Source organism: Klebsiella sp. RHBSTW-00484 (assembly GCF_013705725.1).
Taxonomy (GTDB): Bacteria; Pseudomonadota; Gammaproteobacteria; order Enterobacterales; family Enterobacteriaceae; genus Klebsiella.
The window spans coordinates 2842073-2868087 of sequence record NZ_CP055481.1; the positions used below are offsets into that span (position 1 = coordinate 2842073).

Below are 26015 nucleotides of genomic sequence, written 5' to 3' on the forward strand. Positions count from 1 at the left end.
CGATATCTCTGCGCGTATATCCCGGTTTCGGCTAATACGTCAATCGTTAATTGCGTTTATACTGTCTTGAAATCACACAAGAAAATGCAAATGAAGACCGAAATGCGGGGCGCAATGCAATGAAAGACGACATTAATCAGGAGATCACCTTCCGCAAGCTGTCGGTTTTTATGATGTTTATGGTGAAGGGCAATATCGCCAGAACTGCAGAGGCGATGCAACTGAGCGGCGTCAGCGTTCATCGGGCGCTGCACACCCTGGAAGAGGGGGTTGGCTGTCCGCTTTTTATCCATAAAGGACGGAATCTGTTACCGCTCCCGGCGGCGTGGACGCTGCTTGAATACTGCCAGGACGTGATGAGCCTGATGACTCGTGGACTGGAAGCAACGCGCAAAGTGGCTGGCGTCGGACAGGGGCGGCTACGCATCGGTACGCTTTATTCCCTGACGCTGGAAACCGTACCGCGCATTATTATGGGCATGAAGCTGCGCCGTCCTGAGCTGGAGCTGGATCTCACCATGGGATCCAATCAGATGCTGCTGGATATGCTGGAAGATGATGCGCTGGATGCGATTCTGATTGCCACCAACGAAGGTGAGTTCAGCAATTCCGCTTTTGATGTGGTCCCGCTGTTTGAGGATGATATTTTCCTCGCTGCCCCGGCAACGGAGCAACTGGATACCAGCCAACCTGCCGAGCTGCGCGATTACGCTGAGCGTAAGTTTGTCTCGCTGGCGGAAGGGTTTGCTACCTATGCGGGCTTTCAGGATGCGTTTCAGGTAGCCGGATTTGAGCCGGAAATCGTTACCCGGGTTAACGATATCTTTTCAATGATTAGCCTGGTTCAGGCGGGGGTGGGGTTTGCGCTGCTGCCGGGACGCATGAAAAAAGTCTATGAAAACGACGTACAGCTGTTGAAGCTGGCGGAGCCATATCAGATGCGCCAGCTTATCTCGATTGTCTATTCACATCATCGCGAGCGCGACGCCGACCTGCTGGCGCTGGCGGCAGAAGGGCGCATGTACGCCCGCAGCCTTAGCCATTAAGCCGGATAGCCAGGTGACGAGCGACTTCTACGCCGCTGCGTTCCAGCGAAATGCTCTCACCGTGCCAGCCCGCCTGGCGGGTAAGACAGGTCAGAACGCCGCCCGGCGGCATCTCAATTGCCAGCCGCGCCTCGCGCTCATCGGCGGCAACCATCGCCTCCTGCCAGCGCACGGTGCGCGCCATATTCAGCGCCAGATCGTCGGCGATTTTCAGCGGGTCCCAGAGCACGCGCGCCGTGGAGCCGCTCAAATACGCGCAGCGTGGGCGCTTGAGCGTGATGGCAGAAAAGGCCTTCGCCAGCTCAGCCGCCGGTTTATCCAGTAACGCGCAGTGCGACGGTACGCTGACCGCTAGCCGCTGCGCTTTGCTGGCACCCGCCTTCAGCGCCAGCTGTGCCACTCGCGCCATCTCCTCGTCGCGCCCGGCAATCACTATCTGCGTTTCGGCGTTAAGGTTGGCGATATAAAGCTCGCTGTCGGCAATCAGCTTTTCTACGCGGTCGAGCGTCAGGCCCATAATGGCGGTAAGCCCGTAGCCTTGAGGATAAGCTTGCTCCATTAAATCGCCGCGTAGCGCCACCAGACGCAGGGCGTCGGCGAAGTCCAGCGCATCGGCAATCACCGCTGCCGGGAAAGCGCCGATCGACAGGCCGCTGACCATGTCCGGGTTTACGCCCTGGCGCTGAAGCTCCCGCGCCCAGGCAACACCGGTAATTAACAGGCACAACTGCACCGCGCGGGTATGTTGTAACGCGGCGGCGTTATCTAAATTATCGACTTCATCGCCAAGCACGGTGCGCGCTTCAGCCAGAATATTCTGGCGATCGGGGATAGCGGCGAGCATACCTTGCCGCTGGTTTCCCTGACCGGGAAAGGTAAAGAGAATTTTCATGCTTCCTCCCTGTTCCACGGCGTCTCGGTAAGACGCGCGCCGTGGGACGTCTTCAGCAGAGCGCGGCCATCGCGCAGCCACTCGTTAAGCGCGAAAGCTCCGGCTGGCGTTTCGACCTGGGTATCCGCCCGGCAGGGCAACTGGGCGACGCGGGCTTGCCATTCGAGCAATGCCTCACGGGTGACAGGCTGCGGGGCGCGAATGAGTAGATCCAGATCGCTGGTGGCGTGGAGAACGGGAATTTCGGTGGCCAGCGCGTAGCCAGTGCTGCCGGTAATGCCCCAACGCCATGGCCAGTCGTGCAGGGTCAGTGAAATAGCCGCCTGTAGCGGCGGCTGAGAGACAAACGGCGAGCGCAGAAGCAGCTGGCGGTCGGCGAGCGTTTCCGGGCTGATGGTACGAACGATATTCTCCATCCGTACCCAGCCCGCAGCCCGCTGTTCGCGCTTCATGCCGCGCACGCCCACCGGAATGCGGGCGTCGGCATCAACGTCGCGTCGGACCACCACCGGCAGGCTGACTCGCCAGTGCTGGGCGACCCAGAGTTCCTCGGTAGCCTCCAGCGCACAGGCTTGATTCAACCAGACTAAATCGTGAGGACGCGGCATTGATGACATCGTTAGATCCCTGAAGTTAAAGTGATAAACAGCGGCAGCGACAGGATACACAGAACCGAGCTTAACAGCAGCACCGCTTCCGCATCCGGCGACTGCACGCCAAAGCGGTTACCGAACACCACGCCGAAGAAACCGGCCGCCAGGGCAATCATCAGAATCGCGGTGATGGCGATGGAGCCATGCAGACCGAGTAGCATCACCAGACCCCAGGCGATAAACGGCTGCACCAGCAGTTTGACGATGGTTGACGTCGCGATCAGCGCGTTGAGCTGCAGTTTACGCGCCGACAGAATCACCCCGGTCAGGAACAGCGCTGCGGCGGTTGCCGCCAGGCCCAGCGGTTTAATGGAGGAGAGCAGCAGATCCGGCATTTTGATACCGATGGCGGAAAGTACCACCCCCAGCAGCGGGCCCCAGACAATCGGTTTTTTCACCGAACGCCACATCAATACCGGCAGCATCGCCAGCGTTGAACCGCTGTTTTCTCCGGCTGCCAGCGCTTTTTCACGTTCCAGAATCAGCAGACAGAACGGCGTCATCAATACCGAACCGCAGGCAATAGACACGGCGACCGAGAGCGAGGTTGACGCACCTTCACCGAGCACGCTGCCAAGAATCGGCAGGCCGAGCGCGGCGTAGTTAGGCAGCGCCACGGTCAGGGTCAGCACGGCGGCATCCTGCGGTGAGCGCTTAAAGACGCGGGTAGCGAGGAAGTAGATGGCCGCGTAGGTAATCCACATCGCGCCGGTGAGCACCAGCACCAACGGTGATTGGGCGACGATGCCGCCCCACGGCGTCTGTACCGTGGCGCTGAACAGCGTCGCGGGCAGGGCGAAATCCATTACGAAAATGTTGAGCAGCGAGACGTTTTTGTTATCGACCATTTTGGCCTTACCGGCCCAGAAGCCCAGCAGCATGATGACAAAAATCGGCGCAAGAGCATGAATAATCACATAAGTCATAAATCACCTGTAAATAGAATAGAGTACTGGCGCGATTGTTATAATTTCTAAAAGCAGTCTCTCCCCAAAGACACTCGATAAGTGCCTTTGGGTGGCCGCTTCCGGCAGGTTTTCTTTTACTTAGGGACTGACTACCAGCTGGCGCGCATGCGTTCGCGCACCTGTTGGGAACTACGGCGGTTCTCCGCACCCAGGCGGCATTTCAGGGTGACATCCTGGCGAGCGTCAGCGATGGCGTCGCGCAGGGTGGCGGTGACCAGAGCCAGATCGCGAGCGTCTGGGGCATCCGGATGACTAATATCGAGCAGGGAGGAGAGCAGGCCGAGCGTTGCGTAGTTGCTGACGTCATAGGCCATCGGCGGAATAGTTGCCGCCAGTTTCTCCAGCGCCTCAACGGTACGCAGGGTGATCCGCGCGGCAGACTCTTTGCCCATCGCATGAACCAGCACGCCGCTGTCGTTAAAGGCGATCAGGCGGTTGGCCTGGTAGCCGTGGGCCAGAAACGCCCCGGACATCGCTTTGCCGACAATCAGGCCAATCACCGGGTGACCAGCAAGACGCGCTTTGGCATAAGCGCCTGCCGCACCGGCCAGCGCCTGATGAATACCGAAGGCCTCTTCGCGGCGACCATAGGCCTGGCTGGGCACATCGATAACCGCAATGATTGGGCGCTTCACCGGGTTATCCGCATCGGCGTCGATAGTTTCGTTAACCACTTTCGCCAGAGTCCAGCCTTCAAGCAGGCCGACTTCGCCCTGAGCGGCGCGCGGGTAGTGGTTATTAGCATCCGGCACCACGGCGATAAAACGCACGGACTCGCCGTTAAAATCGGCATCGGCAACCTGTACTGACGGGCACAGACCGCTCATCAGCGGGGCATTCGGTGCCAGTTGGTTTAGCCACAGCGCGGCGCGATTAGTGAACTGACTCATTATTTCTCCTCCCGGGCGAATAGCTGTTTGATCTGCGCGGTAGCCGCCTGCTGGCGGGTATCGAAGTGGGTCAAACGGGTCAGGAAATCATCATATTTGTCGCTGCGATGCTGGGCCGGTACGCCCTGGGCAATCGCCTCGTTCATCGCCGTTTTCACCGCGTTGACGCCGTCACCCACCAGCGCATCCACCAGGCCGCTGGCGTAGCGAATTTCGCCGCCGGTCATGCTCCAGATAAACGGACGGTCGCGGGAGTCATACTCTTCAATGCCTGCTTCCTGTTCAATAACCTGTGGCCCGTTGAGCCCCAGGCGCGCTTCGCGAGTGACAATCAGGTAGCTGCACAGCGCTGCGGCGATGGACATCCCACCGAAGCAGCCGACGGTGCCGGTGATAATACCGACCACCGGGGTGTAGCGACGCAGGTCGACAATCGCGGCATGAATATCGGCGATAGCGGCAAGGCCCAGGTTGGCCTCCTGCAGACGCACGCCGCCGGTTTCCAGACACAGCACCGCCTGGGTGGGGATACCGTTGCGGTTATCTTCCGCCGCCAGCTCAAGCGCGGCGGCCATTTTCGCGCCGGAGACTTCGCCCATGCTGCCGCCCTGGAAGGTGCCTTCGATGGCGATAACGACTGCCGGTTGACCGTTAAGGGTACCTTTCGCCACCACCATGCCGTCATCGGACTGCGGGACGATACCTTGCGCGCCCAGCCACGGCGACATGATGCCTTCGAACGGGTCGAGCAGCTCGCGATAGCTACCGTCGTCCAGCAGGATGCGGGCGCGTTCGCGGGCACGTAATTCGATAAAGCTGCGATCGTTACGCATGAGCCACCTCCTCAAAAACCTGTTCAATACGGATACGCGCCACGCCCGGCGTGGCGCCGAAATCGTGGATAACCAACAGCCCGCCGGGCAGGCCGTTAACCAGGTTCAGGCGGTCGAACAGCGCGTTCCAGCGCGCCTGGCTGTTGTCCACCGAGGTGGTGATTTCTACGTTGAGCGTGTCGCTCTGTCCGGCGGTATAGAGCACTTCCATATCCCCGGAGCCTACAACGCCTGCCAGCGCTTTGCCGCTAAGGGCGCGGTTGGCAGGAAATGACAATTTAATCTGTTCCATAACATCCTCTGAATGCGTTAGGCGGAAACCCGGTCGAGAAACAGGGTGGCGGCAAGCAAGTCCGCAGCGCCACCCGGCGAGGCGTTCTGCGCCAGCATCTGGGCATCAAGTCGCGCCAGAGCGGCTCGGCCCGCAGCTGCCGCACATCCTCCGGCGGTTAGCACCTCGGCAGCGCCTTGCTGCATGGCGTCAAGTCCCGCCATTCCGGCGCGGGAGAGCACGCAGGTATCGCTGAGCGAAGTCATAATCGCTATCAGCGCGTCGAGGCGGGCTTGCTCTTCGCTGGCCCCCTGCGCCCGGCTGCGCAGTAGCTGCGGCAGCGCCAGGGTGGTGATGTGCGGAAAAGCGCACTGCGCCTCTTCACGCGCACCCGGCACCTGCCAGCGGCGGCTGGCGCGCAGACCTTTACTGAAGGTCTTCGGCGCGCACGCGTCCGGCAAACGGGCGAGGGCGGCGGCAGTTTCCGCGATTCTCTGTGAATGACCTTTTCCCCCCAGCATGGCCGTTGCGCTGACCAGCAGGCCAAGGGCCCAGATAGCGCCGCGATGGGTGTTGACCCCCGCCGTCGCCTGCATCATCTGCGCTTCACCTTCACGGCCCAGACGACCAACGGTCTCGCGCAGGGCGATATCAACCGGGCGCAGCCAGCTTTGCTGCGCCAGCGCGTGAAAAGTCGGTGTCAGGCTGTGGGCTGAGCGTTCCATTAGCGCCAGATTCAGGTCCTGATGCGCTCCGTTGCCACGGCTATCAACCAGGCCCGGTTTCGGGCTAAGGCGCGCTTCGTCGATCAGGCAGTCGCTGGCGATTTGCGCCAGGCGCTGGGCCCGGGTTTCTGCGAGTTGGGGAGCGAGGTTTTTCATTACCAGCTCCGGAATTTTGCCGGTGGGTTGTACAGGCCGTCGGACCATTCCACCAGGTCGGCGACGCTGCCAGCAGCAAGCAGGGAGCGGGTGGCATCGCTACGGCGAATACCGATATCTTCCGGGTAAACGACTTTTCCGCTACGGCGTAAGTCGGCTACGCGTTTGGCGTCAACGCCGAGGCCGATATCGGTGATCCCGGCCACCGCAGCGACCATCGCCCGGCGCTCCTCAAGACTTTCCGCGCGATAGAGATAAGCGATCCCTTCTTCGGTCAGTACGTGGGTGACGTCATCGCCGTAAATCATTACTGGCGCCAGCGGCATTCCGGAGGTTTTCGCCACTTCAATGGCATCCAGTTTTTCTACGAAGGTTGGTTTAACGCCTGCCTGGAAGGTTTCCACCATCTGCACCACCAGCTTTTTGCCGCGCTGCATTGGGGTCGGTTCGGTCATCATATTCAGCCAGGCCGGGGTGGCGTGACGACGACCGTGCGGGTCATGGCCCATATTCGGCGCGCCACCGAAGCCGGAAAGACGACCGCGGGTGACGGTTGAGGAGTTGGCGTAGCCATCCACCTGGAGCGTTGAGCCGATAAACATATCCACCGCGTACTGGCCTGCCAGCTGGCAGAAGGCGCGGTTGGAGCGCATAGAGCCATCTGCGCCGGTAAAGAACACGTCAGGGCGGGCGCGGATGTACTCTTCCATCCCCAGTTCGCCGCCGAAGCAGTGCACGCTCTCCACCCAGCCGCTTTCAATGGCCGGGATCAGCGTTGGATGCGGGTTCAGGGTCCAGTGTTTACAGATTTTGCCCTTCAGGCCGAGCTGCTCGCCGTAGGTGGGCAGCAGCAGTTCGATGGCGGCGGTGTTAAAGCCGATGCCGTGGTTCAGTGACTGCACCTGATGCTCGGCGTAGATGCCTTTAATCGCCATCATCGCCATCAGAATATGTTCTTGCTTAATCAGGCGTGGATCGCGGGTAAACAGCGGTTCGATAAAGAACGGTTTGTCGGCGACAACGACGTAGTCAATCCATGAACCGGGGATATCGACGCGCGGCAGGTCGCATTCGTCGTCGACCAGTTCGTTAACCTGCGCAATGACGATGCCGTCATGGAAAGCGGCGGCTTCAACCAGCGCCGGAGTATCTTCGGTACTTGCCCCGGTGTAGAGATTACCTTTGCGGTCGGCTTTGAAACCGGCAATCAGTGCGACGTTCGGCGACAGGTCGACGTACAGGCGGGAATAAAGTTCGATATAGGTGTGGATCGCGCCAATTTCCAGCAGACCATCTTCCAGCAGTTGCGAAATGCGCAGGCTTTGGGTGCCGGAGAAGGAGAAATCAAGTTTGCGGGCGATGCCCTTTTCGAAGAGATCCAGATGCTCGCTACGCCCGACGCTCGGCATAATCATATGCAGGTCGTGGATTTTTTGCGGGTTGACTTCAGCCAGCATCCGCGAGAGGAAATCGGCCTGTTTCTGGTTGTTGCCTTCCAGCACCACCCGGTCACCGGGAGCCAGCAAATGTTCCAGAACCGCAACCAACTGATCGGTGGGAATGACTTTACCTGAGATCTTAGCCTCGGCCAGTCGCCGCTGTTTTTCCGTCCGGCGACGGTTCCAGACCCGTCCGGTCGTTTGTTCGGCACTCATTGTTAACCTCCTGATTCGACAAATCGTTTTGATTGTCCTGGTGTGGGAGTAAGTGTGCGTCCCGACGTGGCAGGCATCAATTAAGGCTGGCGGCGAATTGTTAGCGTAAGAGTAATAATTGGCGGGTGAGAGATGTGATGGCGATCAATAATGAAGGTGAATGATTGGTCTACGAGCAGGGGGATATATCAATGTGGCTGGGGGGCTACGGGTTCACCGCCATCTGCGGACAGGTAGCCCGATGTGATGGACACCTCCCACCTTACGGCATCAGAACGTGCCAGACTGGAAGTGTTACCTGCAGTCCACAGGAGGAGGTGTCCACCATGAATATTAAACGTATCGGTCTTGACCTGGCAAAAAATGTCTTTCAGATCCATGCTGTGGATCACCATGAACATGTCGTCGTGCGGAAATCTCTCCGCCGCGCCCACATGCACGCTTATTTCTCTCAGCTGGCTCCCTGCACCATCGGGATTGAAGCCTGCGCATCATCCCACTACTGGTCCCGCGAACTCACCCGCATGGGGCATACCGTGCGCATTATTCCCCCGAAATTCGTCAAGCCTTACCTCAAAGGCAACAAGAATGATGCCAACGATGCCGAAGCCATCTGTGAAGCCATCAGCCGCCCCGCCATGCGCTTCGTCGCGGTTAAGACAGAGCGCCAGCAGACCCTTCAGGCGGAGCATCGCGTGCGGGCCAGAGTGATAAAAAGCCGCACGGCGCTGTGCAACGAGATACGGGGCTTTCTGGGCGAATTCGGCGTGGTGCTGCCGGTCGGCATCAGCCAGTTGCGTAAGGCGCTGCCGGAGATACTGTCACAGCAGGAGCAGTGGGATGACCGGTTTATGCGCCTGCTGTGCGAGCTGGCCGAAGAGCTGCGGATGCTGGATGACCGGGTGGCGGGGCATGACCGGCGGCTCGCAGAGGCGGCGCGGGAAGATATCTGCATCCAGCGGCTGATGAAAATAGAAGGTATCGGCGTGATAACCGCCAGCGCGATGGTGGCGTTGTTGGGTGACGCGACGCAGTTTAAGAACGGTCGGGAGATGGCGGCTTATGTGGGGCTGGTTCCCCGGCAGCACTCAAGCGGCGGTAAGCAGCAGCTGGGGCATATCAGCAAGCGGGGTGACAGCTACCTGCGTACGCTGGTCATCCACGGGGCACGGTCAGTTCTGAAGACATGTGCAGGCAAAGAAGACCGGCGGAGCCAGTGGCTGCAGTCGGTGGCGGAAAGACGGAACCGGAATATCGCGACGGTGGCGCTGGCGAACAAGAATGTGCGGATAGCGTGGGCGGTGATGAGTCGCGGAGAAGATTACCATGGTTCACGGGTCGCCGGTTAACCGACACCCCGTGAACCATGCAGTAAAAAGAGCAGTAACCCTGTCGTGAGATTGCGAAGCGATTTAGCGTGATGAGTAACCGGTAAGACCAGCACCTGAGAAATCCGGCCTGTCCGAAGGCTCCCTGCGAAGCAAAGCCGATAGCCCGAAAGGAAGCAGGTGCGCAGAACACATCATGGCCCGGGTACGACGGTACCGAAAGAGAGGCCGGATATACGAACGCAACTTACCCTGGTGACTCACACAAAAAATAGCTTGCATCACGGGAGGTGTCCATATACGGACAGGCGCGTTGAGCGCCGCCTCCGGGGAGTGTGCCGGAGCTGATGCATCGGCGCGGTTTCTTCCCGGCTCGCACTACGTTTAGCCGGGCTACGGGTTCACAGCCGTCTGCGGACAGGTAGCCCGGACAGATGCGCCAGCATCGCCTCCGGGGAAAGCGCGTGTAATGTCGTTAGTTTTTACTCAAATCACTCAGCAAGAAGGCGATACTTTGCCCGGCGACCGTCTGCTCGAGTGCGATTTTGACGATAATCGTCAGCGGCACCGATAGTAGCATTCCTACCGGTCCCAGCAGCCAGCCCCAGAAAATTAACGACAGGAATACCACCAGCGTTGATAACCCCAGTCCACGGCCCATAATGCGCGGTTCGAGGATGTTACCGAACACCAGGTTGATAATCAGATAGCCCGCCAGAACTACCAGCGCGTCGTACAAACCACCAAACACCAGCACCTGCAAAATCGGCGGGATTGCCGCGAGAACCGAACCAATATTAGGAATGTAATTCAGCGCGAAAGCTAACAGTCCCCACATAAAGGCAAAACGCACATCGAGCAGCACCAGCATTCCCCATACCACCAGGCCGGTTACCAGGCTGATGGCGGTTTTTAACACCAGGTAGTGGGAGACGCTATCGAGTGCGCGCTGAATCGCCCCCATGCCTTCCACCGGCCGCGACATCAGCTGTTGCAGCTTGGCGGGTAGCTGCGGGACTTCCAGCAGCATAAACACCACCGTCAGTAGCAGCAGGAAGATAGAGGACATCGCGTTTGAAAGCTGAGTGAGCAGACTGGTGACCAGAGTCATTACTGCGTTAGGGTCAATATATTTATTAAGCTCAACCACCGAAACGGTAAAGCCGAAGCGCTGTAACCACGGCGCAATGGTCTGCATCGGTTCATAGAGATAGTTGCGATACTGCGGCAGGGTACGCGCCAGCTCATTGAGAGAAGTCCCCAGCGAAGCCAACAGCACAACGGCAAGCAGGACAATCAGGCCCACCAGCAGTGAAATGGCCAGCACTCTCGGCACCCGACAGCGCACCATAAGCTGAACCAGTGGGTTAATCACTACCGCCAGAAACAGTGCCAGCACGAAAGGGACGATGATATCCGCCGCGAAGCGAATGCCGGTCAGGATGATAACCATCATGCCGAGCATGATGACCATTTTTAAGCCGTTAAGCGTGATGATGGGTTTGGCCATACCGCTCCCTGCGAGAAAAAATGAGCTCTAATGTGTGTTTATTGTAGACGCTGGCAAACCTGGCGTCTCAGCGCTGCCCGTCTCTTTTAAAACGTAAGACCACACCGTTAATAAATAATGGGTGGAACGATATCATAATGGCGATTGTTATCAGAAAAAACTAATCAAAATAAAATATCCAAGGTAAAGAACTGCAAAGACTTTGAGTTAAGGAAGGTGCGAATAAGCAGGTCATTTCTTCCCAAGCTGACTCGCTGATTAAAATTTCGCGGATCTGGGCCGATTTTTTTCCCGCAAACACATCGAATCAGCCTATTTAGGCTATTTTTTCCACCATTTCTGGCGTTATTTCCGGTTTTTACTGAGATCTCTCCCACTGACGTATCATTTGGTCCACCCGAAACAGGTTGGCCAGGGTGAATAACATCGCCAGTTGGTTATCGTTTTTCAGCAGCCCCTTGTATCTGGCTTTCACGAAGCCGAACTGCCGCTTGATGATGCGAAACGGGTGCTCCACCCTGGCACGGATGCTGGCTTTCATGTATTCGATGTTGATGGCCGTTTTGTTCTTGCGCGGATGCTGCTTCAAGGTTTTTACCTTGCCGGGACGCTCGGCGATCAGCCAGTCCACATCCACCTCGGCCAGCTCCTCGCGCTGTGGCGCTCCTTGGTAGCCGGCATCGGCTGAGACAAATTGCTCCTCTCCATGAAGCAGATTACCCAGCTGATTGAGGTCATGCTCGTTGGCCGCGGTGGTGACTAGGCTGTGGGTCAGGCCACTCTTGGCATCGACACCAATGTGGGCCTTCATGCCAAAGTGCCACTGATTGCCTTTCTTGGTCTGATGCATCTCCGGATCGCGTTGCTGCTCTTTGTTCTTGGTAGAGCTGGGTGCCTCAATGATGGTGGCATCCACCAAAGTGCCTTGGGTCATCATGACGCCTGCTTCGGCCAGCCAGCGATTGATGGTCTTGAACAATTGACGGGCCAGTTGATGCTGCTCGAGCAGGTGGCGGAAATTCATGATGGTGGTGCGATCCGGCAGGGCGCTATCCAGGGATAATCGGGCAAACAGGCGCATGGAGGCGATTTCGTACAGGGCATCTTCCATGGCACCGTCGCTCAGGTTGTACCAATGCTGCATGCAGTGAATACGCAGCATGGTCTCCAGCGGATAGGGCCGTCGGCCATTGCCCGCCTTGGGATAAAACGGCTCGATGACAGCGGTCATATTCTGCCATGGCAGAATCTGCTCCATGCGGGAGAGGAAAATCTCTTTTCGGGTCTGACGGCGCTTAGTGCTGAATTCACTATCGGCGAAGGTGAGTTGATGGCTCATGATGTCCCTCTGGGATGCGCTCCGGATGAATATGATGATCTCATATCAGGAACTTGTTCGCACCTTCCCTAGCGTAAGCGGTGGACATGCTGGCTTTATTTTGATGCTGGTGATGATAGCACTTTCATATATTTTCCTGGCCTTCGCGGTCAAAAAAATCGCCCTCGGCGTAGCCTACGCCTTATGGGAAGGGATCGGTATTTTACTGATCACTATTTTCAGCGTGCTGTTGTTTGATGAGACGCTATCGGCGATAAAAATTGCTGGTCTGGTCACCCTGGTCGCCGGGATCGTATTAATCAAGTCCGGGACGCAAAAAACGGTGAAAGAGCGCAAGGAGAGAACTCATGCAACAGTTTGAGTGGGTTCACGGCGCCTGGTTGGCGCTGGCGATTGTGCTGGAAATCATCGCGAACGTTTTTCTGAAGTTTTCCGACGGGTTCCGGCGTAAATTCTACGGCGTAATGTCGCTGGCTGCGGTGCTTGGTGCCTTTAGTGCGCTTTCGCAGGCTGTTAAGGGGATTGATCTGTCGGTGGCCTACGCGCTGTGGGGCGGTTTCGGCATTGCGGCAACCATTGCTGCTGGTTGGGTGCTGTTTGGTCAACGTCTGAATTATAAAGGCTGGGCCGGACTTATCCTGCTGGTGGCAGGCATGGTATTAATTAAACTTGCCTGATGTGATGCTGCTCGCGAATGCGGGCAGCAAAATCTGTTCTCTGTATTACTCTTTAAAAAGAGCCAGTTCGGCGCATCTCCCGGCTGGCCGTGATGAGGACAGAACATGATTCACTCGTTAGGTTGGCGCAATATTCCCTCCGCCAGAACGCTTTCCGTCATGATCGTCCTCGCTGGGGTCGGCTTAATCGTGTCTGTTATTTCTCTACTCTATCTCTCTCAACATCTGATAGGCCTCAAAGCCAACGAAATAGACAAACATCGCTCGGTGCTATCGGTGAATGGCGCAGTACAGACCTCGGTCAACCGCGTGCTGTCCCTGGTGCTGGATAACTCTATCTGGGACGACGCGGTCACTCAGACCTATGCCACGAAGCTCGACCCGAAATGGCTCTACAATTCATGGGGGTCGGGTTTTAAAATTAATAACCTCTATGACGGCACGTTCGTGCTGGACCAGAACCACCACGTACTGTGGGGATCGTTTCGCAGCCAGTCCTTTACTGAGCAGGATACGCAATTTTTAGGCGGTGGTTTCCAGACGCTGATTACGCAACATGCGGGAGAGCTACGCAGCGGTAAAAGCGCCTTTGCCGGGATTACGCGCACCCGTGCTGGGATTGCCTTTGTGGGGATCGGCCTGATTCGCCCAACGGTCGGGCGTTTGCAGGTTTATGATGACACCCGCCGCTACCTGGTGATCACCCGCCATATCAACCCGCAAATGCTCGAACGCCTGGGGGATACGTTTCAGATTCGTAATCTGCACGTCACGCTGACCGGCGGTGAGTACAGCAGCCCGCTGCTCACTCAGTCCGGGGAAATCGTCGGCTACCTGAGCTGGCAGCCCCGGCTTCCTGGCGCAGAGGCATCGCGAGCGGCATCGAACAGTATTCGCCTGATTGCTGCGGTAGCGGCGGGGTTGATCCTGCTGTTTATTCTCTTTAGTAGCCTTGGGCTGTACAAGCTGGCGCGCGGCGAAAAGCTGGCGCGCAATATCGCCATGACCGACTGGCTCAGCCGCTTGCCCAACCGTCGGGCGCTGATCGAGCGGCTTAATCAGGTCTGCGAAAAATCGCAGCATGAAACGCAAAGCGTGGTGTTTATCGACCTCGACGGCTTCAAAGACGTCAATGACAATTATGGCCATGATGTTGGCGATGCGCTGATCACCTATATTGCGAAGGAATTGCGGGAGCGCGTTCCTTCCGGCGGGATGCTGGCGCGGATGGGCGGCGATGAGTTCGCGATGACAATTAGCGGGGAGCTGGCAGTCAATCAGGCGTCGGCATTTGCCTGGGCGGTGTTGGAAATGCTGAAAGCCCCCGTTACCTTAAACGATCGCAAAATCTATATCAGCGCCAGCATCGGCATTGCCAGCGGTGTTCCGGCGACCTGCTCCAGCACCGAGCTGTTTCGCCGTGCCGATATTGCCATGTACCACTCGAAGAAAACCGGCAAAGGGCGCACAACCTGGTATGACGAAGCGCTTAGCGACGCGCGGCAATATCAGCTCAATATCGAAAACGGTATCCGCCAGGGGCTGGAGAATGAAGAGTTTGACGTCTGGTATCAGCCGATAGTCAACGCCGACACGCTGGTGATGGAAGGGGTGGAAGCGCTGTTGCGCTGGCCGCGACGTCCTCAGGGGGCGCTGCCGCCGGATGCGTTTATCGGCATTGCCGAGAGCAGCGGCCTGATCTACGCCCTCGGCCAGTTTGTCCTCTATCGCGCCTGCAGCGACCTGCAGCCGATGGGCGACCTGCTGCTGTCGGTGAATATTTCACCGGCGCAGTTCCGCGACCCGGAGTTTGAGTCACGCGTGGTACAGGTGCTTGGACGCTGCCATTTCCCGGCCCGCCGATTGCAGCTTGAGGTCACCGAGAGCTATGTTCTGGAAAATCCCGATCGCGCGAGGGCGGCGATTGAAAATTTAAAATCGCTGGGCATTGCGGTGGCGCTGGATGATTTCGGTACCGGATACTCCAGTATCGGTTATTTACGCAGCTTCAGATTTGACAGTCTCAAAATCGATAAATCGCTGGCTGGGCTGGTGGATGTCGATACTCAGGCGGCGGAGCTGGTACGCGGTACCGTGCGTATTGCCGGGGCGCTAGGCATTACGGTAGTGGCGGAAGGCGTTGAAAATCAGCAACAGTTGGCGCTGCTGCGTCGTGCCGGATGCGACAGATTGCAGGGGTTCTATTTCAGCGAGCCGATGCCCGTCGCTTCTTTACTACAGCTGCGCCAGCAGCAGGGCTGACCGCTTATTGGGCGGCCAGCGTTTCCAGTTTGTCGCGAAAACCGGTCACCGATATGGCTCGGTTATCCGCCCGCCAGCGATCTTTAGGTCCCGGAGCCGAACTCTGTACCGCAATAACCTGCCAACCCGCGTCGGTTTTCAGCAGCAGCGGGGAACCGCTATCGCCCGGTAAGGTGTCGCACTGATGCGACAGCACCGAGGTCTGCGCCCAGCCGGTCACCACACAATCTTCATGAGTGTAGAGATTATCCAGATGATCTTCCGGATAGCCGGACTGCGTGACTTTGCGTTCAGCGGTCTTCAGCGCGGCGGTCAAATCGGCCTTATTGCCGCTAAAAATGGGTATCGGCGTAATTCCTGAGGGGGCATAGCGCAGCATGATAAGGCCAAAATCCCACGGTGCTGCCGCGGAGGGCACTATCCAGCCATCGCCGTCGGCCTTCAGCCGTTTACCCAGCGATGGGTCAACCCGGCCTTCAATACCGTGAATTTCATACACCCATCCCCCTTTACGCGAGATGAAGCGCAGCGCGACGGGTTTATCCGGCTTGCCTTTGGGCGGCGTAAGCAGGCAGTGCCCGGCGGTCAGCGCCAGATTGGGCGCAATCAGCGTGGCGGTGCAGAGGTTGCCGCTGGCGGTTTCCAGTTGCCCGATAGCGTCCCACGGTGTATCTGTGGGGTTATTCACCGGTTTACGATCATCATGACCGAAAAACAGCGTCTTAATATCTTTTGCACTCATGCCATCATCATCAGCCTGAGCTAGCGCGGGAAATAGACAAAATGAACACAGTAATAACAGTACGTCTCTACGCATATCACTCTCTGGGGAGTTAATTATGTATATTGAAAGTAGCAGCAGATTTAAGTTTATGAAAGTTAAGAATAATTTTAATGAAGCCCTAACGCCCGTAAAAGCAGAAAAAACAGTCTTTTTTACGTAGGCGAATAGCGTAATTTCAAACGGTTAACATCGATTTTCTGCTGCGTTATTTCCGCAGAAACAGGGGCCGGAAGCAACATAAATCGTGTATCCGAACGTACAGCATCCTGCGCGGGGTAAAAAGCTTTCTTACTACAGATTTTTCTTAAGGTGAGTGTTCCAGAGGGCGATGTTACTGGTTAAACAAGAGCTATCTATAAAAGAAAAAATACTTCTTTACCTGTTACTCAATTACTTTCAAAGCGAAACATTTTCTCACCCAAAACGTTGTTATTGCTATCACCTTGTTGAGCAAATAGAGATGTTGTCCCGGCGATGATATCTGCAATCTCTCATTACCCGATGTACGGGAGGGTCTATGTCTAAACAAGGTATTCGCGCATTAGTTTACGTTTCTCTGGTGTCCGCCATGATTTGGGGCACCACGGGTTATCTGCTGGTCACGGCGGTTCATGTCTTGTAAAAAGGCGCTTGCCCCAGGCGAGTGATACTGTCAGGGAGAGGCTCGGGAACATGCTGATGCAAAAAGTCGTGCAGCAATGCGATGGGCTGTGAGTTAAGCGTGTTTTTGGGCCACACCAGATAGTATCCCTCGCCGGTGGCAACGGCTGTCGAAAAAGGCAGCGCCAGCAGTCCGGCGCGGATCGCGGGTAGATTGAGCAGCAGATCGCCAATACTGACGCCATGGCCGCTCATGGCTGCCATGGTGCCTTGTTCCAGGGTATCAAAAACTAAGCCCTGACTAATATTCGGCTGTTGTTGTTGCCCGCAATATTGCAGCCACCGCCGCCAGTCCCGACGATCGGTCGAAGGGTGAATCAGCGTGCAGGTGGCTAAGTCCTGCTGGGCTTTTTGTTGCATCCCCGGTGCGCAAAGCGGGATGAGCCATTCGGCAAACAGCAGACTACAGACATTATCGTCGCCAAAATTACCGTCGCCGAGCAGGATCGCGCAGTCAAACGGCTCTTGAGCGAAATCGACGCAGTCCCGATCCATCCACAGGCTACTCATTTCGACTTCCGGGCGCTGATGCTGCTGGCGAAACTGTTGCAGAACGTCCAGTAACCAGCGCATGGTGAGGGTGGACGGCGCTTTCAGCCGTAGCTTTCCCGCCTGACGGCGCAGGGTCTGGCAGGCCCGGTCAATCGCCGAGAAACTCTCTTCTAATGCTTTCGCCAGCTGCCGTCCTGCGTCGGTAACCGTGACTTTTGGCCCATGGCGAAAAAAGAGCTGGCACTCAAACCACGCTTCCAGGGTGCTGACATGGCGGCTGATGGCTCCGGGCGTGACGTGTAGCGCGGCGGCGGCCTTGCTAAATGAGCCAAGACGCGCGGCGGTTTCAAAGGCGCGCAGAGCGTAGAGCGGCGGCATCGACATCGACTATTACTCTCTATATTGAGTAAAACTCACATTGAAGCTCACTATTTGTCGTTTTTCAACTCTGAAATCAAGGCGGAATATAGCGTCTTTATCATTGAATAGTGAGTTCAGTTCATGGATTTTTCATTGCTTGCAGCCTACTGCCTGACGGTACTGGCGCTGATTGCCACGCCGGGGCCGGTGGTGTTATTGGTCACCGGAGCCGCGGCGCGCGAAGGGTATGCCAGCGCGGTACGCACAATGGTCGGGGGAAATCTGGCTTCGTTAGTATTGATTGCCGCGGCAGCCGCGATGCTGACGGGGCTGGTGGCGTTAGATCCACGAGCGTTGACGCTGCTGGCGATTGCCGGGTCGCTGTATATCATCAAGCTTGCGTTGAGTATGTTGCGCGAGAGAGCGGCACCAGGGAGCGTATCGGTGAAACGGAGCGGGGTGATGGCAGGGTTTGTGACGGCGCTAAGCAACCCGAAAGATATTCTCTTTTTTGCCGCTTTTTTTCCGCAGTTTATTCATATCACCGCCAGTATCGGTTTGAGTCTGGGGCTGTTGACAATGGTGTGGGTGATTATCGACCTGAGCGTACTGTCGCTCTATATTCTGGCGATTCGTCGCTGGTTAACGGCGCACTATGCGAGGAAGTTGACCACGGTGTCGGCGCTATTCTTGTTGTTTTTGGCCCTGTATGGCCTGGGCTATAACCTCTGGCGGCTAACGGTTCAATAGAGGAAAAAGCGGCTGGCGATCAGCGCGCAGATAATCAGTAATATCAGGATGAGCTCAAAACGATAGCGCCGCAGCATGGTGCTCTCCAGAAAAAAACGGCGCTGAAGCAGCGCCGATATCATATCAAACAGCCTAACCGGGGAGATTAAGCAGCCGGTTGTGCAGCAGGTTTAGCGGTGTTGTGTTTGGTCGTTTTGTGGTGCTTTTTAGCTGCCTGTGCTTTCTGAGCTACAGGTTTAGTGGCGGCTTTTTTGTGTTTTTTAGCGGCCTGGGCTTTCTGGGCAGCAGCGGGTTTGGCTTCTGCTTTTTTGTGTTTTTTAGCAGCCTGAGCTTTCTGCTCTGCGGCCGGTTTGGCAGCGGCTTTGTGGTGTTTTTTGTGATGAGTGGTTTTCGCGGTGGTGCTGTGGGTTGCAGCAGCCGGAGCCGGAGTGGTGGTGGCAGCATCGGCAGCGAAAGCAACAGAAGACAGACCCATTGCAGCGGCAACGACCAGAGCTAATACTTTTTTCATTCTGATATCCTCGAAAAGGTTTCTTGTTTCAACCCCACTGCGGGGCCGTTGAAAGAACTATATGCTTGTCTTATCGAGGTTTCCGTGAGTGTTTGGTTTCGGCGTGTAACGGTATGTACAACGCCTCTGAACAAAGACGGAATAAGGCGTCGGGGAGATCCGACGCCGCTGCTTTTACAGGTAACGCGAGGTCAGGTGCTGGCGGAAAAAGGCGCTATTGAGATCTTCTCCGGTGGCATGTTGAATCAGCTGAGAGGTACTGAAGCGGCTGCCGTGCTGCCAGATATTCTGCCGCAGCCAGTCGAACAGGGCGCTAAAGTTGCTGTTGGCGATGTCGCTTTCCAACTGCGGTAGCGCCCGTTTGGCGGAGGCCATCAACTGCGCGGCGTACATTGCGCCCAGAGTGTAAGACGGGAAGTAGCCAAAGCCGCCGTCGGTCCAGTGGATATCCTGCATACAGCCATCACGGTAGTTACCGGTGGTGGAAAGACCCAGCCAGTGCTGCATTTTTTCATCCCACAGCGCCGGAATATCCTCCACTTCAATATCGCCATCAATCAATGCGCGTTCGATTTCGTAACGCAGAATAACGTGTGCCGGATAGCTCACTTCATCGGCGTCAACGCGGATAAAGCCCGGCTTGACGCGCTGGTTCCACGCAATGAAGTTGTCGCGATTGAAGGCCGGTTGCTCACCAAAGTACTGGCGTACCGTTGGCAGCAGCCGTTGCAGGAATGCCTCGCTACGGCCCAACTGCATTTCGAAAAACAGGCTTTGTGATTCATGGATTGCCGTCGAACGGGCGAGGGCGATAGGCTGATCGAGCCAGTTACGCGGCAGATTTTGTTCGTAGCGCGCGTGGCCGGTTTCGTGGATCACACCAAACAGCGCGCTGAGCAGGTCGTTTTCGTTGTAACGCGTGGTGATGCGCACATCCTGAGGGACGCCGCCGCAGAACGGGTGGACGCTGATGTCCAGGCGTCCGCCGTCAAAATCAAACCCTAGCACGCGCATCGCTTCCAGCCCCAGCTCACGTTGGTCGGCGACGGGGAACGGCCCCTGCGGTTCGATGAGCGGCATCTGCGCCTGCTTCTCAACAACGTTAGCGAGTAAAGATGGAAGCCAGGATTTGAGGTCGGCGAACAGGACGTCCAGCCGCGCGCTGGTCATATCCGGCTCGAAAATATCCAGCAGCGCGTCATAGCGGGAGCAGCCCTTGGCTGCGGCGCGGATTTGCGCTTCTTCGCGGCTGAGCTTGACGACTTCGCGCAGGTTTTCGGCAAATCCCTGCCAGTCGTTTGCCGGGCGCTGACTGCGCCAGGCGTGTTCGCAGCGGCTACCTGCCAGCGATTTGGCTTCAACCAGGCTTTCGGGCAGCAGCGCCGCCTGTTCATACTGACGCGTCATTTCGCGCAGATTCGCCTGTTCTACATCATTCAGCTCTTCCTGGCGGGCATTGCGTAGCCATTCGCCTGTTTTTTTATCGGTCAAAATTTGATGCTGCAAAACGCCGAGTTCAGCCAGCGCCTCACCACGCGCTGCGCTGCCGCCGGGCGGCATCATGGCGAACATATCCCAGCCAGCGATGGCGGAGAGATGCGAGAAGCGTGAAAGACGCTGAAAGGTGCGAGTCAGCTGATGATAGTTTGATGCGTTATTCATATCGGGATTCTCGCCTGTTATCAGTTATCTGAAGGAGTTGAAGCATGAAGAGTATACCCGTCATACTTCAAGTTGCTTATGTGTTGGCTACGGATTACTCGGCCCATCCATGGGCCTCGCCCTCACGGGCCGTCGCAAGCGACGTTCAAATCTGCTCCCGGCAGATTTGTCGCTCACCCCAGTCGCATAGTTTATCTATGCTCCTGGGGATTAATGAGAGGCTCCTGCCTCTCACCGGAGGCCAGCCTTCGGCTGGTCAAATTCGTTCCCGACGAATTTGTCACTCCCTTGCCGCCTTTAAGCAACTCGAATTATTTAGGGTATATATCGACTTTACACCATTGTAATCCTTCACTGGCAGAGGAATGTGCTGGCTCTCTGCGCACAGGACGTGCGAAATCACATGTACAAGTGAAATCTTTGTTTTGATGACGGTTTCGGATGTGGGAAAGTGATCCACTTCATGTAGCCAATTAACGATAAAATCATGCCCGATAGCGCATTTCAGGATGGTGAATTCATCCTTAAGCATTCCCGTAGTCAAATTGAAAAAGCAGGCAGACGTATTCGTAAAGGCACTGCCTCTGAAAAGGACATCGTTATCATCCAGGAATACCGGGCGGCACACGATCGACCGATGAGGCATATTCGTAGCGCCCTGGAGCAGTTTGGCGTGGGGCAAGTCACCTCAAGGTTAAAACGTTTCCCCACTATTCTGGATAAATTATCCCGTCCCTCTCTGGATGGCATGACCTCCACGACCATCAACGTGAGCCAGATGAGCGATATTGCAGGCTGCCGCGTGATTATGGACAACTATGATGATTTGGTTGAGGCCGAAATCTATCGAACGGATATCGACGGGGCGATCGTTAAGCGAACAAGAGACTATTTAATTGCCCCCAAAACCACCGGATATCGCGGAATTCATCGAATTTATTCCTGCGGAGGGTTTGATGTTGAAGTGCAGTTTCGCACAAAATTACAACACGTCTGGTCAACCGCCATTGAGATTGTTGACTTGTTTGAAGGCACAAAACTTAAGACCAGTCCGCAGCAGGCGGACCCTCGTTGGCTGGAGTTTTTCAGGCTATTTAGTGAAATCCTTTACTGCAAGGATGCCGGGATTGTTACGGCGGAATTGCCAGGTAACATCAACGCTCTCAGGGCGCTGGAGTCCGAGCTTTCCGTCTATACCAAGTTGATGTCTTTTACTATCTCATCGCCGCACATCCTTGATGATTACACTGGTATAGATAGCGCGGTGATCTCTGTGACGCCTGCAGGCAAAGTGATGCAGGTCGATACCGTTTTATTCACTGAATTTGAGAAACTGGATGCGATGGCCCTGTATCAACAAAATGAGGCGAAAGGGCTCACCACCATCATGGTCAATGTGGGTGACTTCAGCAAGTTACAGGAAGCCTATCCGGCCTATCAGATCGATATCAGCCAGTTCACCAGCGAATTACTGAAGATAGTGCAGTAAATAGTGTGAATTCAGTTGGTGGGGCGTGGTGCACAACTTTTGCAGGCGATGGGGAATGCTGAAATAAGCGTGCTGACGCGACCTTAAACGCCCTGGCCTAAGGAATTCAGCATAATATCTTGATTAATCGATTGCCTGGTTTTTGTTTGGGTCGAAATAATCCAAATGTGCGCAAAATAGCAGACTCTTTCTCTGGCCAGCGGCTAAACTCATCACAGGCGCTGGCTGCTGATGCGGGGTTGATTATGAATCCGTTTACCTGGTTGTTTATCGCACTGCTTTCCGTTGATGCTCTCAGAGAGTTAATGGGTATGTCGTCGGTTCTGGGAATGTGGTGAGCAACGTGGCCCGTTCAGGCCACGTTAAGACGTTTTATTTCAGACGTTTGTGTAAACACGCGCCGGTCAGAAGTGCTGCTATTAACATCAACGCGATAAACCCGCCGACGCCGTTCCAGCCGTAGTTATGCCAGAAAACCCCACCCAATGTACCCGCCATACTGGAACCCAGATAGTAGCTAAATAAATAGAGCGATGATGCCTGACCGCGCGCGCGTCGGGCCCGTGGGCCTATCCAACTGCTGGCGACCGAATGCGCGGCGAAGAACCCGGCGGAGAACAGCAGCATGCCAATAAAAATCAGCCATAGCGATGAGAACAGGGTCAGCAGCAGGCCGCCGAGCATCACCGCCGTGGAGAACAACATCACCGGGCCGCGACCGTAACGCACCGTCATGGCCCCGGCTTTCGGTGAGCTCCAGGTGCCGGTCAGATAGGCCACCGACAGCAGGCCAACGACCGCCTGGCTCAGCGACCACGGCGAGAGCATCAGGCGGTAGCCGATATAGTTAAACAGGGTGACAAACGACCCCATCAGCAGAAAACCTTCGAGAAACAGCAGCGGCAGGCCACGATCGCGCCAGTGCAGGCGGAAATTGATCAGCAGCGATTTCGGCCGCAGAGAGGTCGGACGAAAGTGGCGCGACTCCGGCAGGATGCGCCAGAACATGATCGCCGCGGCGAGGGCAAAACAGCTAATCACCGCCAGCGCGATGCGCCAGCCGAAGAAATCGGTGAACACCCCGGTCAACAAGCGGCCGCTCATGCCGCCAATGGAGTTACCGCTGATATACAATCCCATTGAGAACGCCACAACGCTGGGATGAATCTCTTCACTCAGATAAGTCATACCGACCGCCGCCACGCCGCTTAGCGATAAGCCGATCAATGCGCGCATAATCAGAATTCCGTGCCAGCTTGACATCATCGTCGACAGCAGAGAGCAGCACGAGGCCAGCACCAGCGCGGTAACCATCACCTGTTTGCGACCAATGGCGTCGGAAAGCGGGCCGGTAAACAGCAGGCCGACCGCCAGCATGGCTGTTGAAATCGACAGCGAAATACTACTGCTGGCCGGTGAAACGCCGAACTCGCTGGAGAGCACCGGCAGAATTGGCTGCACGCAATAGAGCAGCGCAAAGGTCGCCAGTCCGGCAGAAAAGAGCGCGAGGGTAACGCGAATAAATTGCGGGGTACCGCGTTTAATAAACTGATTTGGCTGGGGAACGATAGCGTCGCTGACGTCGCTTGCCGGCACGATGTCAGCGGTAGTTGTACGACTCACGGAAAAATCCTTGCTGATAAACAGAGAGTTAAGTGGCCTCGCAGGTCACCAGTAAAGGGTATGAAAATGTAAATATTCTGTCTAATATATTAATAATCTCAAATAAGACGTTTTAAATATGAATATCGAACTGCGTCACCTGCGCTACTTTATTGCCGTTGCCGAAGAGCTACATTTCGGTCATGCGGCGGCGCGTTTGAATATCTCCCAGCCGCCGCTTAGCCAGCAGATTCAAATCCTTGAACAGCAGATTGGCGCGCGTCTGTTTGCCCGAACTAACCGCAGCGTCAGCCTGACGGAAGCAGGCAAGCAGTTTTTGGCTGATAGCCGACAGATTCTTACCCTGGTTGACGAAGCCGCCGCCCGTGCCGCCCGTTTACACCATGGTGAAACCGGTGAGCTGCGAATCGGCTTTACCTCCTCGGCTCCCTTTATTAAGGCGGTATCCGACACGCTGTCGACTTTTCGCCGCCGCTATCCGGATGTGCATATCCAGACTCGGGAAACCAACACCCGGGAACAAATCGTGCCGCTTAACGAGGGAACGCTCGATCTGGGGCTGATGCGCAATACCCAGTTGCCGGATACGTTAGCCTGGGAAAGGGTGCTGCGCGAGCCGCTGCTGGCCATGGTCCCGCGCGACCATCCCCTGGCAAAGCAACCGAGTGTCAGCCTGCGGGAGCTGGCGCGGGAACCGTTTGTGTTTTTTGATCCTCACGTAGGAACCGGGCTGTACGACGATATTCTGGGGCTGATGCGTCGCTATGGCTTAACGCCGGTTATCACTCAGGAGGTGGGTGAGGCTATGACCATTATTGGACTGGTCGCCGCCGGGCTTGGCGTGTCAATTCTGCCCGCATCGTTCAGGCGGGTTCAACTGTCGGAAATGCGCTGGTTACCCATTGAGGAGCAGGACGCGGTATCTGAAATGTGGCTGGTGTGGTCGAAGCATCACGAGCAGGGACAGGCGGCGCAGCGCTTTCGTGAGTTGCTTCTCGCCAGCGCTACATAAGATTTTTAGGACAAAAACCATCTAGAAATGTGCGGTAAATCACAAGGCTAAGTAAAAATTTGACGTGAAGCATTGAAGTGCTTCACCATAGCCCTCAGTTTATTTCGAAGCGCGAAAATAAAGGGAGTCAACGGTGGTAGCGGACAGTCAGCCAGGCCATATCGATCAAATAAAGCAGACCAACGCAGGCGCGGTATATCGCCTGATTGATCAGCTTGGCCCGGTGTCGCGTATCGACCTCTCGCGCTTCGCGCAGCTGGCGCCTGCCAGTATCACCAAAATCGTACGTGAAATGCTCGAAGCGCACCTGGTGCAGGAAACCGAAATCCAGGACCCCGGCAGTCGTGGGCGTCCCGCCGTTGGGTTAATGGTGGAAACGGAAGCCTGGCACTATCTTTCCATCCGCATTAACCGCGGCGAAATCCATCTCGCCCTGCGTGATTTAAGCAGCAAGCTGGTGGTGGAAGAGCAGCTTGAGCTGGCGTTACAGCATGTTCAGCCTTTTGCGACGCGCGTACTCGATCATGTTGATCAGTTTTTTATTCGTCATCAAAAAAAGCTGGAACGATTAACCGCTATTGCCATCACCATGCCGGGAATTATCGACACTGAAAACGGCATCATCCACCGGATGCCGTTTTATGATGATGTTAAAGATATGCCGCTTGGCGAGATCTTATCTAACCATACCGGGGTCTCGGTCTACATTCAGCATGATATCAGCGCCTGGACCATGGCTGAGTCGCTATTTGGCGCGTCGAGAGGGGCACGGGACGTCATTCAGGTGGTTATCGACCATAACGTTGGTGCTGGAGTCATCACCGATGGCCGCCTGCTGCATGCGGGCAGCAGCAGCCTGGTGGAAATCGGCCATACTCAGGTCGATCCGTACGGCAAACGCTGCTACTGCGGTAACCATGGCTGCCTGGAAACCATCGCCAGCGTCGAAAGCGTGCTCGAACTGGCACAGGTTCGGATGGCTAAATCGATGAGCTCAATGTTGCATCAGCAGCCGTTGAGCGTTGAATGGTTATGTCAGGCCGCGCTGCAGGGTGACCTGCTGGCGCGGGATATTATCAGCGGCGTCGGGAACCACGTCGGGCGGATTCTGGCAATCATGGTAAACCTTTTTAACCCGCAAAAAATCCTCATTGGCTCCCCTTTTAACCTGGCCGCGGATATCTTGTTTCCGGCAATTTCTGATTGTATTCGGCAACAGTCGCTACCGGCCTACAGTCGCCATATTGCGGTAGAAAGCACCCAGTTTTCTAACCGGGGAACGATGGCTGGCGCGGCTCTGGTCAAAGATGCGCTCTATAACGGATCGTTGCTGATACGACTGTTACAGGGTTAACATTTTTTCATATTCACACCAAAAATTGCGCTATCTCAAGCTGGACTTTGGCAGCTTCGCGTAGACTTTTTCCACAGTTGACTATTTCTCTCCTGTATTTTTCATCAACATAA

At 56.0% G+C, this 26015-nt stretch carries 27 protein-coding genes; 10 read left to right on the top strand and 17 right to left on the bottom strand.

Annotated elements, in window-relative coordinates; genetic code table 11:
* Nucleotides 1-119: 119 nt before the first annotated feature.
* Nucleotides 120-1046 carry a LysR family transcriptional regulator gene (locus tag HV213_RS13520; protein ID WP_181486056.1) on the top strand — a complete coding sequence of 309 codons (927 nt, stop codon included), beginning with the start codon at nt 120-122 and terminating at the stop codon, nt 1044-1046.
* On the opposite strand, the gene mdcH is transcribed toward HV213_RS13520, so the two are convergent.
* The 8 genes from mdcH to mdcA all read right to left on the bottom strand — a co-directional run bounded on the left by mdcH (nt 1036) and on the right by mdcA (nt 8089).
* Complete coding sequence (gene mdcH / locus HV213_RS13525; RefSeq protein WP_181486057.1) at nt 1036-1938, bottom strand: malonate decarboxylase subunit epsilon; 903 nt, start codon at nt 1936-1938, stop codon at nt 1036-1038. The two genes, HV213_RS13520 and mdcH, sit on opposite strands and share 11 nt — an antisense overlap.
* Nucleotides 1935-2555, bottom strand: coding sequence for a malonate decarboxylase holo-ACP synthase (locus tag HV213_RS13530; protein ID WP_181486058.1), 621 nt, complete (start codon nt 2553-2555; stop codon nt 1935-1937). The genes mdcH and HV213_RS13530 overlap by 4 nt, the downstream gene beginning before the upstream one ends.
* A 2-nt stretch (nt 2556-2557) precedes the next feature.
* On the bottom strand, nt 2558-3517 hold the full coding sequence (locus tag HV213_RS13535) for an AEC family transporter (protein ID WP_181486059.1): 960 nt from the start codon (nt 3515-3517) through the stop codon (nt 2558-2560).
* A gap of 131 nt (nt 3518-3648) precedes the next feature.
* Nucleotides 3649-4449 (bottom strand): biotin-independent malonate decarboxylase subunit gamma, encoded by an 801-nt coding sequence (mdcE, locus tag HV213_RS13540; protein WP_181486060.1) that lies wholly within the window; start codon nt 4447-4449, stop codon nt 3649-3651.
* Nucleotides 4449-5282, bottom strand: coding sequence for a biotin-independent malonate decarboxylase subunit beta (locus tag HV213_RS13545; RefSeq protein WP_181486061.1), 834 nt, complete (start codon nt 5280-5282; stop codon nt 4449-4451). Before HV213_RS13545 ends, mdcE begins: the two co-directional genes overlap by 1 nt.
* Nucleotides 5275-5574 (bottom strand): malonate decarboxylase acyl carrier protein, encoded by a 300-nt coding sequence (gene mdcC, locus HV213_RS13550; protein WP_142463105.1) that lies wholly within the window; start codon nt 5572-5574, stop codon nt 5275-5277. Before mdcC ends, HV213_RS13545 begins: the two co-directional genes overlap by 8 nt.
* A 17-nt stretch (nt 5575-5591) precedes the next feature.
* The gene (locus tag HV213_RS13555; RefSeq protein ID WP_181486062.1) at nt 5592-6434 is read right to left on the bottom strand and encodes a triphosphoribosyl-dephospho-CoA synthase; all 843 of its coding nucleotides are present in this window, start codon (nt 6432-6434) and stop codon (nt 5592-5594) included.
* Entirely contained in the window at nt 6434-8089 is a 1656-nt protein-coding gene (gene mdcA / locus HV213_RS13560) for a malonate decarboxylase subunit alpha (protein ID WP_181486063.1), read from the bottom strand. The genes HV213_RS13555 and mdcA overlap by 1 nt, the downstream gene beginning before the upstream one ends.
* A 326-nt stretch (nt 8090-8415) precedes the next feature.
* Here mdcA and HV213_RS13565 point away from each other — a divergent pair, with 326 nt between their 5' ends.
* Entirely contained in the window at nt 8416-9438 is a 1023-nt protein-coding gene (locus HV213_RS13565) for an IS110 family RNA-guided transposase (RefSeq protein WP_181482387.1), read from the top strand.
* Nucleotides 9439-9892: 454 nt separating this feature from the next.
* Here HV213_RS13565 and HV213_RS13570 read toward each other — a convergent pair whose 3' ends face one another.
* The 3 genes from HV213_RS13570 to HV213_RS13575 form a co-directional block, all read right to left on the bottom strand.
* Complete coding sequence (locus HV213_RS13570; RefSeq protein ID WP_181486064.1) at nt 9893-10927, bottom strand: AI-2E family transporter; 1035 nt, start codon at nt 10925-10927, stop codon at nt 9893-9895.
* Nucleotides 10928-11091: 164 nt separating this feature from the next.
* Complete coding sequence (locus HV213_RS33565; RefSeq protein ID WP_327021798.1) at nt 11092-11304, bottom strand: hypothetical protein; 213 nt, start codon at nt 11302-11304, stop codon at nt 11092-11094.
* Nucleotides 11286-12266 carry an IS5-like element ISKpn26 family transposase gene (locus tag HV213_RS13575; protein WP_000019445.1) on the bottom strand — a complete coding sequence of 327 codons (981 nt, stop codon included), beginning with the start codon at nt 12264-12266 and terminating at the stop codon, nt 11286-11288. Before HV213_RS13575 ends, HV213_RS33565 begins: the two co-directional genes overlap by 19 nt.
* A 25-nt stretch (nt 12267-12291) precedes the next feature.
* On the opposite strand from HV213_RS13575, the gene mdtJ reads away from it, so the two are divergent.
* The 3 genes from mdtJ to HV213_RS13590 all read left to right on the top strand — a co-directional run bounded on the left by mdtJ (nt 12292) and on the right by HV213_RS13590 (nt 15205).
* The gene (mdtJ, locus tag HV213_RS13580) at nt 12292-12627 is read left to right on the top strand and encodes a multidrug/spermidine efflux SMR transporter subunit MdtJ (protein ID WP_228288627.1); all 336 of its coding nucleotides are present in this window, start codon (nt 12292-12294) and stop codon (nt 12625-12627) included.
* The gene (gene mdtI / locus HV213_RS13585; RefSeq protein ID WP_181486065.1) at nt 12614-12943 is read left to right on the top strand and encodes a multidrug/spermidine efflux SMR transporter subunit MdtI; all 330 of its coding nucleotides are present in this window, start codon (nt 12614-12616) and stop codon (nt 12941-12943) included. Before mdtJ ends, mdtI begins: the two co-directional genes overlap by 14 nt.
* A 105-nt stretch (nt 12944-13048) precedes the next feature.
* A complete protein-coding gene (locus HV213_RS13590) occupies nt 13049-15205 on the top strand; it encodes a putative bifunctional diguanylate cyclase/phosphodiesterase (protein WP_181486066.1) in 2157 nt (718 codons plus the stop codon).
* Nucleotides 15206-15209: 4 nt separating this feature from the next.
* Here HV213_RS13590 and HV213_RS13595 read toward each other — a convergent pair whose 3' ends face one another.
* Nucleotides 15210-16022: a trypsin-like serine peptidase gene (locus HV213_RS13595; protein ID WP_181486067.1), complete on the bottom strand. Its 813-nt coding sequence runs from the start codon at nt 16020-16022 to the stop codon at nt 15210-15212.
* A gap of 576 nt (nt 16023-16598) precedes the next feature.
* On the bottom strand, nt 16599-17525 hold the full coding sequence (locus HV213_RS13600) for a LysR substrate-binding domain-containing protein (RefSeq protein WP_181486068.1): 927 nt from the start codon (nt 17523-17525) through the stop codon (nt 16599-16601).
* A gap of 117 nt (nt 17526-17642) precedes the next feature.
* Between HV213_RS13600 and HV213_RS13605 the strand changes: the two genes are divergently transcribed.
* On the top strand, nt 17643-18251 hold the full coding sequence (locus HV213_RS13605; RefSeq protein ID WP_181486069.1) for a LysE family translocator: 609 nt from the start codon (nt 17643-17645) through the stop codon (nt 18249-18251).
* Here HV213_RS13605 and HV213_RS33570 read toward each other — a convergent pair.
* From HV213_RS33570 to HV213_RS13615, 3 genes are all read right to left on the bottom strand, one after another.
* Nucleotides 18245-18373, bottom strand: coding sequence for a small membrane protein YdgU (locus HV213_RS33570; protein ID WP_112214323.1), 129 nt, complete (start codon nt 18371-18373; stop codon nt 18245-18247). The genes HV213_RS13605 and HV213_RS33570 overlap by 7 nt on opposite strands.
* A 23-nt stretch (nt 18374-18396) precedes the next feature.
* Nucleotides 18397-18762, bottom strand: coding sequence for an acid resistance repetitive basic protein Asr (gene asr, locus HV213_RS13610; protein ID WP_110274073.1), 366 nt, complete (start codon nt 18760-18762; stop codon nt 18397-18399).
* A gap of 174 nt (nt 18763-18936) precedes the next feature.
* The gene (locus tag HV213_RS13615) at nt 18937-20424 is read right to left on the bottom strand and encodes a carboxypeptidase M32 (RefSeq protein WP_181486070.1); all 1488 of its coding nucleotides are present in this window, start codon (nt 20422-20424) and stop codon (nt 18937-18939) included.
* A 487-nt stretch (nt 20425-20911) separates the two neighbouring features.
* Between HV213_RS13615 and HV213_RS13620 the strand changes: the two genes are divergently transcribed.
* Together HV213_RS13620 and HV213_RS33240 are read left to right on the top strand one after the other, a co-directional pair.
* Entirely contained in the window at nt 20912-21913 is a 1002-nt protein-coding gene (locus HV213_RS13620) for a RelA/SpoT domain-containing protein (protein WP_181486071.1), read from the top strand.
* A 245-nt stretch (nt 21914-22158) separates the two neighbouring features.
* Entirely contained in the window at nt 22159-22251 is a 93-nt protein-coding gene (locus HV213_RS33240; protein ID WP_220022287.1) for a KPN_01571 family protein, read from the top strand.
* 34 nt (nt 22252-22285) lie between these two features.
* On the opposite strand, the gene HV213_RS13630 is transcribed toward HV213_RS33240, so the two are convergent.
* On the bottom strand, nt 22286-23536 hold the full coding sequence (locus HV213_RS13630) for an MFS transporter (RefSeq protein ID WP_181486072.1): 1251 nt from the start codon (nt 23534-23536) through the stop codon (nt 22286-22288).
* A 118-nt stretch (nt 23537-23654) separates the two neighbouring features.
* Here HV213_RS13630 and HV213_RS13635 point away from each other — a divergent pair, with 118 nt between their 5' ends.
* Nucleotides 23655-24548 (top strand): LysR family transcriptional regulator, encoded by an 894-nt coding sequence (locus HV213_RS13635; protein WP_181486073.1) that lies wholly within the window; start codon nt 23655-23657, stop codon nt 24546-24548.
* 133 nt (nt 24549-24681) lie between these two features.
* Complete coding sequence (mlc, locus tag HV213_RS13640; RefSeq protein WP_110274081.1) at nt 24682-25902, top strand: sugar metabolism global transcriptional regulator Mlc; 1221 nt, start codon at nt 24682-24684, stop codon at nt 25900-25902.
* Nucleotides 25903-26015 lie beyond the last annotated feature (113 nt).

Bases quoted from the DNA above. Each gene is read 5' to 3' on its own strand.
- HV213_RS13595 (WP_181486067.1), bottom strand. From the start codon at position 16,022: ATGCGTAGAGACGTACTGTTATTACTGTGTTCATTTTGTCTATTTCCC.
- HV213_RS13605 (WP_181486069.1), top strand. From the start codon at position 17,643: ATGGATTTTTCATTGCTTGCAGCCTACTGCCTGACGGTACTGGCGCTG.
- HV213_RS13615 (WP_181486070.1), bottom strand. From the start codon at position 20,424: ATGAATAACGCATCAAACTATCATCAGCTGACTCGCACCTTTCAGCGT.
- mdcC (WP_142463105.1), bottom strand. From the start codon at position 5,574: ATGGAACAGATTAAATTGTCATTTCCTGCCAACCGCGCCCTTAGCGGC.
- HV213_RS13570 (WP_181486064.1), bottom strand. From the start codon at position 10,927: ATGGCCAAACCCATCATCACGCTTAACGGCTTAAAAATGGTCATCATG.
- mdcE (WP_181486060.1), bottom strand. From the start codon at position 4,449: ATGAGTCAGTTCACTAATCGCGCCGCGCTGTGGCTAAACCAACTGGCA.
- HV213_RS13530 (WP_181486058.1), bottom strand. From the start codon at position 2,555: ATGTCATCAATGCCGCGTCCTCACGATTTAGTCTGGTTGAATCAAGCC.
- mdcH (WP_181486057.1), bottom strand. From the start codon at position 1,938: ATGAAAATTCTCTTTACCTTTCCCGGTCAGGGAAACCAGCGGCAAGGT.
- mdcA (WP_181486063.1), bottom strand. From the start codon at position 8,089: ATGAGTGCCGAACAAACGACCGGACGGGTCTGGAACCGTCGCCGGACG.
- HV213_RS13565 (WP_181482387.1), top strand. From the start codon at position 8,416: ATGAATATTAAACGTATCGGTCTTGACCTGGCAAAAAATGTCTTTCAG.
- HV213_RS13520 (WP_181486056.1), top strand. From the start codon at position 120: ATGAAAGACGACATTAATCAGGAGATCACCTTCCGCAAGCTGTCGGTT.
- asr (WP_110274073.1), bottom strand. From the start codon at position 18,762: ATGAAAAAAGTATTAGCTCTGGTCGTTGCCGCTGCAATGGGTCTGTCT.
- HV213_RS13600 (WP_181486068.1), bottom strand. From the start codon at position 17,525: ATGTCGATGCCGCCGCTCTACGCTCTGCGCGCCTTTGAAACCGCCGCG.
- HV213_RS13620 (WP_181486071.1), top strand. From the start codon at position 20,912: ATGCCCGATAGCGCATTTCAGGATGGTGAATTCATCCTTAAGCATTCC.
- HV213_RS13590 (WP_181486066.1), top strand. From the start codon at position 13,049: ATGATTCACTCGTTAGGTTGGCGCAATATTCCCTCCGCCAGAACGCTT.
- mdtI (WP_181486065.1), top strand. From the start codon at position 12,614: ATGCAACAGTTTGAGTGGGTTCACGGCGCCTGGTTGGCGCTGGCGATT.
- HV213_RS13535 (WP_181486059.1), bottom strand. From the start codon at position 3,517: ATGACTTATGTGATTATTCATGCTCTTGCGCCGATTTTTGTCATCATG.
- HV213_RS33240 (WP_220022287.1), top strand. From the start codon at position 22,159: ATGAATCCGTTTACCTGGTTGTTTATCGCACTGCTTTCCGTTGATGCT.
- HV213_RS33570 (WP_112214323.1), bottom strand. From the start codon at position 18,373: ATGATATCGGCGCTGCTTCAGCGCCGTTTTTTTCTGGAGAGCACCATG.
- mdtJ (WP_228288627.1), top strand. From the start codon at position 12,292: ATGAATATGATGATCTCATATCAGGAACTTGTTCGCACCTTCCCTAGC.
- HV213_RS13635 (WP_181486073.1), top strand. From the start codon at position 23,655: ATGAATATCGAACTGCGTCACCTGCGCTACTTTATTGCCGTTGCCGAA.
- HV213_RS13575 (WP_000019445.1), bottom strand. From the start codon at position 12,266: ATGAGCCATCAACTCACCTTCGCCGATAGTGAATTCAGCACTAAGCGC.
- HV213_RS13555 (WP_181486062.1), bottom strand. From the start codon at position 6,434: ATGAAAAACCTCGCTCCCCAACTCGCAGAAACCCGGGCCCAGCGCCTG.
- HV213_RS13545 (WP_181486061.1), bottom strand. From the start codon at position 5,282: ATGCGTAACGATCGCAGCTTTATCGAATTACGTGCCCGCGAACGCGCC.